The following is a 13,550-nucleotide window of genomic DNA, read 5'->3' as shown; positions in this document are numbered from 1 at the left end:
GGGCCGGGCGCGCTACCCTTGGGAAGTGACCCCTGAAGAAGTGACCCCCGCCGACGCCCCCGACGAGTCCCCTGCAACCCCCGGATTCGAGGACCTCGGCATCACCGGGCCCGTCCTCAAGGCCATCAAGGACCTCGGCTACGAGACGCCGTCCCCCATCCAGGCCGCGACCATCCCGACGCTGCTCGCCGGCCGCGACGTGGTCGGCATGGCGCAGACCGGAACCGGCAAGACCGCCGCCTTCGCGCTGCCCGTGCTGGAGCGGCTCGACGTCGCGCAGAAGACGCCGCAGGCCCTCGTCCTCGCACCGACCCGTGAGCTCGCGCTGCAGGTCTGCGAGGCGTTCGAGTCCTACGCCTCCCGCATGAAGGGCGTGCACGTGCTGCCCGTCTACGGCGGTCAGGGATACGGTGTGCAGCTGTCCGCCCTCCGCCGCGGCGTGCACGTCGTGGTCGGCACCCCCGGCCGCATCATGGACCACCTGGCCAAGGGCACCCTCGACCTCTCCGAGCTCCAGTACCTCGTGCTGGACGAGGCGGACGAGATGCTGAAGATGGGCTTCGCGGAGGACGTCGAGCAGATCCTCGCTCAGACCCCCGAGGAGAAGCAGGTCGCCCTGTTCTCCGCCACGATGCCCGCGCAGATCCGCCGCCTCGCGCAGCAGTACCTCCGCGACCCGGAGGAGATCACGGTCAAGTCCAAGACCGCGACCAACACGAACATCACCCAGCGCTACCTCGTCGTCTCGTATGCGCAGAAGGTGGACGCGCTGACCCGCATCCTCGAGGTGGAGAACTTCGACGGGATGATCGTCTTCGTCCGCACGAAGAACGAGACCGAGACCCTGGCCGAGAAGCTCCGCGCCCGCGGGTACTCCGCCGCCGCGATCAACGGTGACGTGCCGCAGGTGCAGCGCGAGCGGAGCGTCAACCAGCTCAAGGACGGCAAGCTCGACATCCTCGTCGCCACGGACGTCGCCGCCCGCGGCCTCGACGTCGAGCGCATCAGCCACGTCGTCAACTTCGACATCCCCACCGACACCGAGTCGTACGTGCACCGCATCGGACGGACCGGACGGGCCGGAAGGACGGGCGACGCGATCAGCTTCATCACCCCGCGCGAGCGCTACCTGCTCAAGCACATCGAGAAGGCGACGCGTCAGCAGCCCACGCAGATGCAGCTGCCGAGCACCGAGGACGTGAACACGACGCGGCTCGCCCGCTTCGACGACGCCATCACGACCGCACTGTCGGAGACGTCGCGCATCGACGCGTTCCGCGACATCATCGCCCACTACGTCCGGCACCACGACGTGCCGGAGGGTGACGTCGCGGCCGCTCTCGCCGTGGTCGCCCAGGGCTCCACCCCGCTGCTGCTCGACCCCGCGCAGGACGCCCTGGCGCAGGCGGTGGCCGCCGACAACCGTCCGCCGCGCGAGCGGCAGACGCGGGAGCCGCGGGAGCCCCGGGAGCGTCGCGGGCGCGGCGACTACACCCCCTACCGGATCGAGGTGGGACGGCGGCACCGCGTCGAACCGCGGCAGATCGTCGGCGCGCTGGCGAACGAAGGCGGCCTGGGCCGCGACGACTTCGGCGCGATCAACATCCGTCCCGACTTCTCGATCGTCGAGCTCCCGGCGAACCTCGACCCCGCCGTCCTCGACAAGCTCCGCGACACGCGCATCTCGGGACGCCTGATCGAGATCGCCCCCGACCGTGGGCCCGGGGCGCGCCGCGGGTCGTCCTCGCGCGACGGCGACGGCCGTGGCCGACCGCCCCGCTACGACCGGACCGATCGGCGCGACCGCGACGATCGCCCGGCGCCCCGCGACCGCGAGGAGAAGCCCTTCCGTAAGCCCCGCCACAAGGCTTGAGCGGACCGACAATGCGCATCGACCGCGCCGGCAGGGAGGATCTGGCCGCGCTCGCCCAGCTCAAGTGGGAGGACGTGCCCGCGGACCTGACGGCCGGTCGGTCGCTCGACGCCTTCACCGCCGAGCTGGGCGACTGGTGGCGGGCCCACGACCGCACCCACGTGGCCTTCGTCGCGCGTGGCGATGACGACGACCGCATCGTCGGCGCGGCGTGGGTCGCCCTCGTGCCTCGCGTGCCGCGGCCGGGTGCTCCCCACCGCCTCTCCGCGGACATCCAGAGCGTCTTCGTCCTTCCCGAGCATCGGGGACGAGGAGCGGGGCGCGGTCTCATCGCCGCGGCCTGCGCTCACGCAGTCTCCGTGGGCGCCGAACGGATCACCGTGCACTCGAGCGAAGCAGCCGTCGGGCTCTATCAGGAGCTGGGGTTCGCGGACTCCCCACGGCTGCGGCAGTTCCTCGCTCCCACCACGGCGGCGCCGGAGAGCGCCTGATCCTCAGTCCAGCGCCGCAGGCCCCTCGGTGACCAGGACGTGGAACTGCGCGGCGTCGAGGATGCGGACACCGAGCTCCTCCGCCTTCGCAAGCTTGGAGCCGGCTCCCGGCCCCGCGGCCACGAAGTCCGTCTTCTTGGACACGCTCGAGGCCGCCTTTCCGCCGGCCTTGATGATCGCCTCCTGCGCCCCCTCGCGGGTGTACCCGTCGAGAGAGCCCGTGGCCACCACGGTGAGTCCCTCCAGCACTCCCCCGGCCGCGACCGCCGCTCCCGGTCCCGGGTGGCCCGGTGTCGCCCACTGCACGCCCGCCTCCGCCCACTGCTGGACGATCTCCTGGTGCCAGTCGACCTCGAACCAGGCGCGCAGGGAGTCGGCGATGATGCCGCCCACGCCCTCGACCGCCGCCAGCTCCTCGCGCGACGCGGCACGGATCGCATCCAGCGACCCGAACCACTGCGCGAGCGCCCGCGCGGCGACCGGTCCGACGTGCCGGATGTTGAGCGCGACGAGGAGCCGCCAGAGGTCTTTGGTCTTCGCCTTCTCCAGCTCCGCCAGCAGGGTCAGCGCCTGGGAAGACGGCTGCGGACCCTCCAGACCCGACTTCTTCTCGGCCGCGGTCGGGTTCCGTCGGAACGGCGCGCGGGTCTTCACGAGGCCGTCCTCGTCCTCGCGCGGCAGACCCGTCTCCGCATCGCGCACGACGACCTCGATCGGCACGAGCTGCTCCAGGGTCAGGGCGAACAGCCCCGCTTCCGTGATCAGGGGAGGCTCCGCCGGGGATGTGGGCTGGGTCAGGGCCGCCGCCGTCACCTCGCCAAGGGCCTCGACATCGAGGGCTCCTCGCGAGCCGATGTGCTCGACGCGTCCGCGCACCTGGGCGGGGCACGAGCGGGCGTTCGGGCACCGGAGATCGATGTCCCCCTCCTTCATGGCGCGCAGCGGTGTGCCGCACTCGGGGCAATCGACGGGCATGACGAACTCCCGCTCGGTCCCGTCCCGCTTCTCGACCACGGGGCCGAGCACCTCGGGGATCACGTCGCCTGCCTTGCGCAGCACCACGGTGTCGCCGATGAGGACGCCCTTGGCCTTGACCACGTCCTTGTTGTGGAGCGTCGCCTGACGGACCACGGATCCGGCGACGTGCGCCGGCGCCATCACCGCGAAGGGCGTCGCACGACCGGTGCGACCGACGGAGACGACGATGTCGAGGAGCTTCGTCTGCACCTCCTCCGGCGGGTACTTGTACGCGATCGCCCAGCGGGGCGCCCGACTCGTCGCTCCCAGCTCGTCATGCAGGTCGAGCTCGTCGACCTTGACCACGATGCCGTCGAGCTCATGCTCGATGTCGTGCCGATGCTCGCCGTAGTACTCGACGAAGGTGACGACGTCGTCGATGCTCCGGCACACCTTCGTGTGCGGGCTGGTCGGCAGGCCCCAGGCCGATAGCAGCTCGTACACCTGGCTCTGGGCCGCGACCGGCGGGTTCGTCCAGGCACCGATGCCGTGCACGTACAGCGCGAGCGACTCGATGCGCAGCAGCCCCGCTTCCAGCTCCAAGCCGTCCTTCTTGTCGATCTGCTGCCGCAGGCCGCCACTGGCCGCGTTGCGGGGATTCGCGAAGGCTGGGAAACGCCGTGCCGCCGCGGTGCGCGCCTTCTCCTCGTCGAACGGCTTCTTCGCGCCACCCCTGGCCTCCCAGCGCGCGAGGGCGTCCGCATACGCGCGGTCTCGGAACGCCGCCTGCGCCGCGTTCAGCCGCTCGAACGCGGCGACCGGGATGAAGACCTCTCCGCGGACCTCGACGATCGGCGGGTGCCCCTCCCCGGCGAGCCGTTCGGGGATCTCCGGGAGCCGGAGCGCGTTCTCGGTGACGATCTCGCCCACCCGGCCGTCGCCACGGGTCGCGGCCGATGTCAGCACGCCGTTCTCATACCGCAGGTTGATCGCGAGGCCGTCGATCTTCAGTTCGGTCAACCAGTCGACGTCCCGCCCGGCGGCGGCCCGCGTCTTCTGCGCCCATTCGCGCAGCTCCTCGATGGAGAAGACGTTGTCGAGGCTGAGCATCCGCTCGGCGTGCTCGATCGTCGCGAGCCCGGTCGCCTCCGCGGCGCCGACCATCTGCGTCGGCGAGTCCTGCCCCTGCAACTCGGGGTGCAGGCGCTCGAGCTCTTCCAGGCGCCGCATCCAGCCGTCGTACGTGGCATCGTCGACGAGTGAGGTATCGCGGCCGTAGTACGCGTCCTTCGCCTCGAGGATGCGGGTGGTCAGCTCCTCGGCCTCGCGGCGGGCGTCTTCCAGTGAGATGTTCTCCGGCACTCCGTCAGTCTAGGAGCGGCGACCGACATCCGCCCGGATCAGACGCCGACCGGGACCGCGGAGACGGTGGAATCGATGGTGAACTGCCCGAGCACGCGCGTGCCGATGTACAGCACGGCGGTCTGCCCGGGGGCGACACCGTCAAGCGGAGAATCGGGCACGACGCGGACGCCCTCCGTCGTGACGGTGGCGGTGGCGGGTACCGGCTCGGCATGCGCACGGATCTGCACGTCGCACGCGAACACCGACGCGGTCGGCGCGGCGCCGGCCCAGCTGAGCCGCTCCCCCGCGATCTCGGCGATCGCCAGAGCCTCCTTCGGGCCGACGACCACCGTGTTCGACACGGGGCGCACCTCGAGCACGAAGCGCGGCTTGCCGTCCGCCGCCGGGACGCCGAGCTTGAGTCCGCGCCGCTGACCGACCGTGAAGGCGTGGGCGCCCTCGTGCGCACCGACGACGGCACCGGTGCGGTCGACGATCTCGCCGGTGGCCGTGCCGACCTTCTCGGCCAGCCAGCCCCGGGTGTCGCCGTCCGGGATGAAGCAGATGTCGTGGCTGTCCGGCTTCTGGGCGACGCTGAGACCGCGCTGCTCGGCCTCCGCCCGCACGAGCGCCTTCGACGGCGTGGTGCCCAGCGGGAAATAGGTGTGCGCGAGCTGATCGGCCGTGAGGACGCCGAGCACGTACGACTGGTCCTTCGCGTTGTCCGAGGCGCGGTGCAGTTCGAGCCCGTCCGGGCCATCGAGGAGGGTCGCGTAGTGCCCGGTGCAGACGGCGTCGAAGCCGAGCTCCAGAGCTCGCTCCAGCAGGGCGGCGAACTTGATCTTCTCGTTGCACCGCATGCACGGGTTCGGGGTGCGGCCGGCGCGGTACTCCGCGACGAAGTCGTCGATCACGTCATCGCGGAAGCGCTCGGAGAAGTCCCACACGTAGAAGGGGATCCCCAGGAGGTCGGCGGCCCGGCGCGCGTCGAGGGCGTCCTCGATCGTGCAGCAGCCCCGGCTCCCTGTGCGCAGCGTCCCCCCGGCGCGGGAGAGCGCCAGGTGCACGCCGACGACGTCGTGCCCCGCCTCGACGGCACGCGCGGCCGCGACGGCGGAGTCCACACCACCGCTCATGGCCGCAAGGATTCGCATGGGTCCAGTCTACGAGCGCCTGGCTGCGCGGGACCCGGATGCGCGCGCGTAGGCCTCGCCGATCGCGGCGAGCACCGCATCCACATCCTCGGTAGTGGAGGTGCGCCCCAGGGAGAAACGCAGCACGCTCCGGGCGTCCGTCTCGCTGCGCCCCATCGCCATCACGACGTGTGAGGGCTCGGCGACCCCCGCCTGACAGGCGGAACCCGTCGAGGCGGACACCCCGGCGACGTCCAGCAGGAACAACAGACTCTCCCCCACCGCGCCGGGGAAGAGCAGATGAGCCGTGCCGGGGAGGCGGTGATCGGGGTCGCCGAGGAGCTCGGCCGCCGGCACCCGCGCACGGATGCCCTCGACCAGGCGGTCACGCAGGTCGCCCACCCGGACGCCCTCGGCGGCCCGCTCACGCTCGGCGAGTTCGAGCGCTGTCGCCAGCGCCGCCGCTCCCGGCACGTCCTGGGTGCCCGCGCGCAGACCCCGCTGCTGGCCGCCACCCCTCAGAAGTGGTGTCAGCCGGGCCGACCGCGCCACCACCAGCGCCCCGACGCCGACCGGCGCTCCGACCTTGTGTCCGGCGATGCTGAGCGCCACGAGGCCCACGCCGTCGTCCGCATGGCCGCGGAGATCCCGGAAGGACAGCGGCAGGTGTCCGAGCGCGGCGACCGCGTCGAGGTGCAGCGGGACTTCGGCGTGCGCGGCCGCAGCAGCGACGGCGGACGCGTCGTTGATGGTTCCGGTCTCGTTGTTCGCTACGAGCGCCGTCGCGAGTGCTGCCCCGGGAAGGGCCGCTGCGAAGCGGCCCTCGTCGATCCGCGCCTGCGGAGACAGCGGAACCGCGCGCACCTCGGCGCCATCCGCCACCAGGGCTGCGACCGTGTCCATCGTCGCGTGATGCTCGCCGTCCGGCACCACGACAGCGGTCGTCCCCGGACGACGCGAGTGCCACAGTCCCTGGAGGGCGAGGTTGATTGACTCGGTACCGCCGGAGGTCAGCACCACTTCGATCGGGTCGGCCCCGAGGACCGCCGCCACGCGCTCCCGCGATTCCTCCAGCACCCGGCGCGCGTCCTGCCCGGCGCCGTGCGTCGACGAGGCGTTGCCGACGATGACCGATGCCTCCAGCCACGCGTCCCTGGCCTCCGGGCGCAGCGGGGTGGTCGCCGCGTGGTCGAGATAGTGCCGCATGCTTCGATTCTCCCCGATCCGTGCCCCGAACGGTCCGTCTGCGCGTGAGACCGGGTGCGTCCTGTCATGAGACTGAAATGCAACACGTTTAGGGTGTATCCATGTCTTCGTCCCTCGACTCCGTCGTGCCCGGTGGGGCGATCCTCGACAACCTCGGCGTCCGGCTGCACGACGGCATCGGCACGCTGCGGGTCTGGTCACAGAACGCCTCCGCCGTCGAGCTCGTCGTCTTCGACGCGACGGACCTCGACTGGGTCGTCGACCAGGCTCCGCTTGAACGGCGGCCCGGGGGCGTCTGGGAGGTCACGACGCCGTTGCTGCAGCCCGGAGTCCGCTACGCGCTCCGCGTCGAGGGCCCGCACGGGCCCGGCAACACGTTCAACCCGGAGACGCTGCTTCTCGACCCGTATGCGCGGGGCCTCGCCCAGGGACACGGCTACCAGGAGTGGCGGGCCGTGGTCATCGAGGACGGCTTCGACTGGGGCGATTCGACGAAACCGCGCGTCCCGACGGACCGCACCGTCATCTACGAGGGTCACCTGAAGGGACTGACCAAGCGGCACCCCGACATCCCGCCCGCGCTGCACGGCACCTACGCGGGGCTCGCGCATCCGGCCATGATCGAGCACCTCCACACCCTCGGGGTGACGTCGGTGGAGCTGCTCCCCGTCCACGCCTTCGTCCCGGAACCGCGACTGCTGGAGCGGGGGCTGACGAACTACTGGGGCTACAACACGCTCAACTTCTTCACCCCGCACGCCGCCTACGCGACGGAGGACGCCCGGAAGCGGGGACCAGAGGCGATCATCGCCGAGTTCAAGGGCATGGTCAGGCTGCTGCACGAGGCCGGCCTCGAGGTGATCCTCGACGTGGTCTACAACCACACGTCGGAGGAGGGGATCGGCGGACCGCGCTCCAGCTTCCGCGGGATCGACAACGCCCGGTACTACCGGCAGGACGACGCGGGCGTGTACGTCGACACCACCGGATGCGGCAACACCCTCAACACCGCGACCGATGCCGGAGCCCGGCTGGTGCTGGACTCGCTCCGGTACTGGGCGGAGGAGATGCAGATCGACGGGTTCCGCTTCGACCTGGCGACGGCGATCGCCCGCGACGGCGCACACACCTATACCCCAGACCATCCGCTTCTGCAGGCGATCGCCGCCGATCCCGTCCTCGCGGAGACCAAGCTCATCGCGGAACCCTGGGACGTCGGTCTGGGGGGCTGGCAGACGGGCAACTTCCCCGCGGGGTGGCACGAGTGGAACGACCGGTACCGCGACCGGGTGCGCAACTTCTGGCTCAGCGACATCGACTACGCGCGGCGGGCCTCGGCACCGGTCGGGATCGGGGGCTTTGCCACCCGCCTCGCCGGATCGTCGAACACCTTTAGCGAGGAGCGCGGACCCCTCGCGAGCATCAACTTCGTCACGGCGCACGACGGGTTCACGCTGCACGACCTCGTCTCGTACGACGTCAAGCACAATGAGGCCAACGGCGAGCACAACCGCGACGGCGCCGACCTCAACCGATCCTTCAATCACGGCGTGGAGGGCCCGACGGACGATCCGGCTATCCTCGCCGCGCGGCGGAAGGCCATGCGCAACCTGCTCGGCACCCTGCTGCTCTCGGCCGGCATCCCGATGCTCACCGCCGGGGACGAGGTGGGGCGCAGCCAGCGCGGCAACAACAACGCCTACGCACAGGACTCGCCGCTGTCGTGGCTGTCCTGGGAGTTCGAGCCCTGGCAGGAAGACCTCCGGGCGCACGTCGCGCGCCTGGTGCGGCTGCGTCAGGAGAACCCGGCACTGCGTCCGAGCCGGTACGCGCGCCTGGGCGAGCACATCCCGAACGCGTCGGTCATGGACTGGTACGACCAGGACGGCGCGACGATGGAACCGAACCAGTGGACGGATCCCGGCAACCGCACCCTGCAGTACGTCGCCGCGTCCACGCCGGACAAGGAACCCGCCAACCGCATCCTGCTGATCGTGCACGGGACGGAGGCGCCGATCGACGTGCGGCTGCCGGAGGAGATCGATGACGCCACGCGCTTCGTCTCCCTCTGGTCGAGCGCCGACGAGCGCCCGTCGGAGGTGGAGGACACGTTCGCGCCGGGCGATGTCCTGCCGATCCCCGGCACGTCCATGCGCCTGTTCCGGGTCGAGTGATAGCACGGTTCGGCGCCGGGGTCGAGCGGTAGGTTCCGACAGGCCCGAGCGGTAGATTCGGCATGTGACTGCACGTGCTGGAACCCGACCCACGGCTCTCCGGAGCCCCGTTCAGATCCCGACGCGCGCCGCCGACGCGGATCTCCCCGGAGCCCTGCGGACGACCCGGATCCCCTTGCTCGACGGTACCCCTGCGGTCCCCGGCGGGTTTCCGGCCAAGGCCTTCGCAGGCGAGGTCGTCCCCTTCCGCGTTGTGGCATTCCGAGAAGGGCACGATCTCATCGGCGTGCACGTGCGACTGACGTCTCCGACCGGCGAGGAGAGCCTGCACCGGCTGACCGCCCTCGCGGACGGCACCGATCGCTGGGAAGCCGCGATCGCGCTCGACGCGGAGGGCGTCTGGCGGTACCGCTTCGAGGGATTCTCGGACGACTTCGCCACTTGGGCTCATGCTGCGCACCTCAAGATCGCCGCGGGAGTCGACGTCGAGGTGATGGCCGCCCTGGGCGCCGAGCTCCTGCAGCGCGCCGCCGCCGAGAAGGACCGCCCCGCGGCTCAGCGCACGCGGCTGCGCGCCCGAGCCGAGGAGCTCCGGAGAGGTGACGCCGCCACGACCGCTGCGTCGGCGGTCGACCCCGAACTCGCGGCGATCTTCCGCGACCGTCCCGTCACGACCCTGCGCTCCGCCTCCACGGAGCAGCTCCTCCGCGTCGAGCGCACCCGCGCGGGCGTCGGCTCCTGGTATGAGTTCTTCCCCCGCTCCGAGGGTGCCCGTCGCCTCACGGACGGCACGGTGCGCAGCGGCACGTTCCGCACCGCCGCGAAGCGCCTGCCCGAGGTCGCCCGGATGGGATTCGAGGTGATCTACCTCGTCCCGGTCCACCCCATCGGCACCACCAACCGCAAGGGTCGCAACAACACCCTCGTCGCCGAACCGGGCGATCCGGGCTCGCCATACGCGATCGGAGCGGCGGAGGGCGGACACGACGCGATCCATCCCGACCTCGGAACCCCGCAGGACTTCCGCGCCTTCGTGCGCGCCGCCCGGAAGGAAGGGCTGGAGGTCGCCCTCGATCTCGCCCTGCAGGCCTCCCCCGACCACCCGTGGGTCCGCGACCACCCGGAGTGGTTCACGACCCTGCCGGACGGGAGCATCGCCTACGCGGAGAACCCGCCCAAGAAGTACCAGGACATCTACCCGCTGAACTTCGACAACGATCCGGAAGGCATCGCGGCCGAGATGCTCCGGATCGTCCGGCACTGGGTGGGCGAGGGCGTCCGGATCTTCCGCGTGGACAACCCGCACACCAAGCCGCTGCAGTTCTGGGAGTGGCTGATCGCGACGGTCAATGAGACGGATCCTGACGTCATCTTCCTCGCCGAGGCATTCACCCGACCCGCCGTGATGCGTGCGTTGGCCGCGGTGGGCTTCCAGCAGAGCTACAGCTACTTCACCTGGCGCAACACCAAGCCCGAGCTGGAGGAGTTCCTCACCTCGATCTCCCACGAGACGGCCGACTACATGCGTCCGAACCTCTTCGTGAACACGCACGACATCCTCACCGAGTACCTCCAGTTCGGCGGTCGCGCGGCGTATCGCATCCGTGCCTGCATCGCCGCGATGGCCGGGCCCGTGTATGGCGTGTACGCCGGCTACGAGCTCATCGAGAACGTGGCCCGCCCTGGTTCCGAGGAGAACATCGACAACGAGAAGTACGAGTACAAGTTCCGGGACTGGGCGGGGGCCGAGGAACGCGGGGAGTCCCTGGCTCCGCTGCTCCGGCGACTGAACGAGATCCGTGCGGCACATCCGGCGCTGCGGCAGCTCCGCAACCTCGAACTGCACTGGAGCGACGACGACGCCGTCCTCGTGTTCAGCAAGCACCTCGACGCTGCCTTCACCGGCACCGGCAGGCCGGACACCCTCATCGTCGTGGCGAACGTCGACCCGCACTCGGTGCGCGAGACCACCGTCCACCTCGACACCACGCGTTGGGGCATCCCGCTCGGCGAGACCTTCGAGGTGGAGGATCTCCTGACCGGCAGTGTCTGGACCTGGAGCGACCACAACTACGTCCGGCTCGACGCCTTCGACGAGCCCGTCCACATCCTGAAGGTGAGGGAGCGCGCATGAGCCGCATCGAGGACACCGCCGACGCCGAGTGGGAAGCGGTCGCTGCCGCTCAGCATCACGACCCGCACTCCGTGCTCGGGGCGCACCCCGCCAAGGACGCTGCCGGCCGTACGGTCACCGCCGTCCGCGCCCGCCGGCCGCTCGCCGAGACCGTCGAGGCCGTGTTCGGCGACGGGAGCAGGCTCGCCCTGTCCCACGTCGCGCACGGCGTCTGGGAGGGCACGCACCCCGGACCGCCCCTCCCGTATCGCATCGCGACGCGCTACCGCGGCGAGGAGGAGACGGTCTCCGGTGACCCGTACCGGCATGCCCCGACGCTGGGCGATCTCGACCTGCACCTCATCGCCGAGGGCCGGCACGAGCGGCTCTGGGAGGCGCTGGGTGCCCATCCCCGCACCCAGGGCGACGAGCACGGCGTCTCCTTCGCGGTATGGGCTCCCGATGCATCGGCCGTCCGGGTCGTGGGCGACCACAACGGTTGGAACGGCGAGAGCCACGCCATGCGCTCGCTCGGGGCCAGCGGCGTCTGGGAGCTCTTCATCCCTGACCTCCCCGTCGGCACCCGGTACAAGTACCAGATCCGTACGCGGAGCGGCGCCTGGATCCTCAAAGCGGACCCGATGGCTCTGGCGGCACAGGTACCCCCGGAGACCGCGTCTGTCGTCACCGCGTCGTCCTACGTCTGGGCGGACGGCGCGTGGATGACCCGACGTGCCGCGACCCATGCCGTCGCGCAGCCGCTGTCCGTGTACGAGGTGCACGTCGGCTCCTGGCGCGGGGGCCTGGGGTACCGCGAGCTGGCCGATCCGCTGATCGCGCACGTGCAGGAGACGGGCTTCACGCACGTCGAGTTCATGCCGCTCGCCGAGCATCCGTTCGGCGGATCGTGGGGCTATCAGGTCAGCGGCTACTACGCGCCGACGAGCCGGTATGGCTCCCCCGACGACCTGCGGTACCTCATCGACCGCCTGCACCAGGCCGGCATCGGCGTGATCATGGACTGGGTCCCCGGGCACTTTCCCAAGGACGCCTTCGCCCTGGCGCGCTTCGACGGCCAGCCTCTGTACGAGCACCCCGACCCTCGCCGTGGCGAGCATCAGGACTGGGGCACGCTCATCTTCGACTACGGCCGGCCCGAGGTCCGCGGCTTCCTCGTCGCGAACGCACTGTACTGGCTCGAGGAGTTCCACGTCGACGGCCTCCGGGTCGATGCCGTGGCGTCGATGCTCTACCTCGACTACTCGCGCCGCGAGGGCGAGTGGGAGCCGAACATCCACGGCGGACGCGAGAATCTGGAGGCGATCCGCTTCCTTCAAGAGGTCAACGCCACGGCCTACCGGCTCCACCCCGGGATCCTCATGATCGCCGAGGAGTCCACGAGCTTCCCCGGCGTCACAGCGCCGACGGATCATGCCGGACTCGGGTTCGGGTTCAAGTGGAACATGGGGTGGATGAACGACTCGCTGCAGTACATCGGCAGAGACCCGATGTACCGAGCGCACCACGAGGGCGAGATGACGTTCTCGTTCGTCTACGCATTCGGCGAGAACTACGTGCTGCCGATCAGCCACGACGAGGTCGTGCACGGCAAGGGCAGCTTGCTGTCGAAGATGCCGGGCGACCACTGGCACAAGCTCGCGAACGTCCGCGCCTACCTCGCCTACATGTGGGGACACCCGGGCAAGAAGCTGCTGTTCATGGGACAGGAGTTCGGACAGCTCGCGGAGTGGTCCGAAGGGCGTGAACTGGACTGGTGGCTCCGCGAGCAGCCCTCTCACGCCCAGCTGCAGGACTTCGTCGCCGCGATGAACGGGGTGTACCGGGCGCAGGCGCCGCTCTGGGAGCGCGACAGCGACGGCTCGGGGTTCACGCGCCTCGGGGCCCCCAGCTGGGACCCGTCCGTGATCGCCTTCGAACGGCGGGACGCGCACGGCGGCCGTCTCGTCGTCGTCAGCAACTTCGCCGGCGTGAAGCGCACCGGGTATCGTCTCGGGCTCCCGCGCGAAGGCGTCTGGCAGGAGATCCTCAACTCCGACGCCGCCGTCTACGGCGGACGCGGTTCCGGCAACCTCGGGATGGTGATCGCGGAGCTCGGGGACGGAGGCGCTCCGACGGCCTCGATCACGCTGCCCGCGCTGTCCACGCTCTGGCTCCGTCATCAGCCGGAGCCGCACGTCCCCACCGTGAACAACGGCTGACGAGCGACCGGAACGATCGATCTGCGCGCGTGAGTCCGCG

The 13,550-nt window shown here is 70.6% G+C and carries 8 protein-coding genes; 5 read left to right on the top strand and 3 right to left on the bottom strand.

Annotated features, from left to right (window positions below; all coding sequences use genetic code 11):
• Nucleotides 1–25 precede the first annotated feature (25 nt).
• Nucleotides 26–1,873, top strand: a complete 1,848-nt coding sequence (locus WFJ36_RS03855) for a DEAD/DEAH box helicase (RefSeq protein ID WP_396654741.1) — start codon at nt 26–28, stop codon at nt 1,871–1,873.
• Nucleotides 1,870–2,364: a GNAT family N-acetyltransferase gene (locus tag WFJ36_RS03850; RefSeq protein ID WP_336642685.1), complete on the top strand. Its 495-nt coding sequence runs from the start codon at nt 1,870–1,872 to the stop codon at nt 2,362–2,364. Before WFJ36_RS03855 ends, WFJ36_RS03850 begins: the two co-directional genes overlap by 4 nt.
• 3 nt (nt 2,365–2,367) lie before the next feature.
• Here WFJ36_RS03850 and ligA read toward each other — a convergent pair whose 3' ends face one another.
• From ligA to WFJ36_RS03835, 3 genes are read right to left on the bottom strand one after another with little or no spacing between them, the layout of a single operon-like run.
• Nucleotides 2,368–4,683 carry an NAD-dependent DNA ligase LigA gene (gene ligA, locus WFJ36_RS03845; RefSeq protein WP_071328548.1) on the bottom strand — a complete coding sequence of 772 codons (2,316 nt, stop codon included), beginning with the start codon at nt 4,681–4,683 and terminating at the stop codon, nt 2,368–2,370.
• A gap of 38 nt (nt 4,684–4,721) precedes the next feature.
• Nucleotides 4,722–5,819 carry a tRNA 2-thiouridine(34) synthase MnmA gene (gene mnmA, locus WFJ36_RS03840; RefSeq protein ID WP_083391694.1) on the bottom strand — a complete coding sequence of 366 codons (1,098 nt, stop codon included), beginning with the start codon at nt 5,817–5,819 and terminating at the stop codon, nt 4,722–4,724.
• Nucleotides 5,820–5,828: 9 nt separating this feature from the next.
• Entirely contained in the window at nt 5,829–7,004 is a 1,176-nt protein-coding gene (locus WFJ36_RS03835; protein ID WP_292789527.1) for a cysteine desulfurase family protein, read from the bottom strand.
• 101 nt (nt 7,005–7,105) lie between these two features.
• Between WFJ36_RS03835 and glgX the strand changes: the two genes are divergently transcribed.
• From glgX to glgB, 3 genes are all read left to right on the top strand, one after another.
• Nucleotides 7,106–9,178 carry a glycogen debranching protein GlgX gene (glgX, locus tag WFJ36_RS03830; RefSeq protein ID WP_336642684.1) on the top strand — a complete coding sequence of 691 codons (2,073 nt, stop codon included), beginning with the start codon at nt 7,106–7,108 and terminating at the stop codon, nt 9,176–9,178.
• A 64-nt stretch (nt 9,179–9,242) separates the two neighbouring features.
• A complete protein-coding gene (locus WFJ36_RS03825; RefSeq protein WP_083391693.1) occupies nt 9,243–11,312 on the top strand; it encodes an alpha-1,4-glucan--maltose-1-phosphate maltosyltransferase in 2,070 nt (689 codons plus the stop codon).
• Nucleotides 11,309–13,510, top strand: a complete 2,202-nt coding sequence (gene glgB / locus WFJ36_RS03820) for a 1,4-alpha-glucan branching protein GlgB (RefSeq protein WP_336642683.1) — start codon at nt 11,309–11,311, stop codon at nt 13,508–13,510. Before WFJ36_RS03825 ends, glgB begins: the two co-directional genes overlap by 4 nt.
• Nucleotides 13,511–13,550 lie beyond the last annotated feature (40 nt).

The sequence above is a fragment of the Microbacterium sp. MMO-113 genome, from assembly GCF_037148555.1.
Lineage (GTDB): Bacteria > Actinomycetota > Actinomycetes > Actinomycetales > Microbacteriaceae > Microbacterium.
This window is presented reverse-complemented; position numbering and strand designations above follow the sequence as displayed.

Excerpts from the sequence above, each read along its gene's own strand:
- mnmA (WP_083391694.1), bottom strand. The coding sequence starts at position 5,819 with ATGCGAATCCTTGCGGCCATGAGCGGTGGTGTGGACTCCGCCGTCGCG.
- WFJ36_RS03835 (WP_292789527.1), bottom strand. The coding sequence starts at position 7,004 with ATGCGGCACTATCTCGACCACGCGGCGACCACCCCGCTGCGCCCGGAG.
- glgX (WP_336642684.1), top strand. The coding sequence starts at position 7,106 with ATGTCTTCGTCCCTCGACTCCGTCGTGCCCGGTGGGGCGATCCTCGAC.
- glgB (WP_336642683.1), top strand. The coding sequence starts at position 11,309 with ATGAGCCGCATCGAGGACACCGCCGACGCCGAGTGGGAAGCGGTCGCT.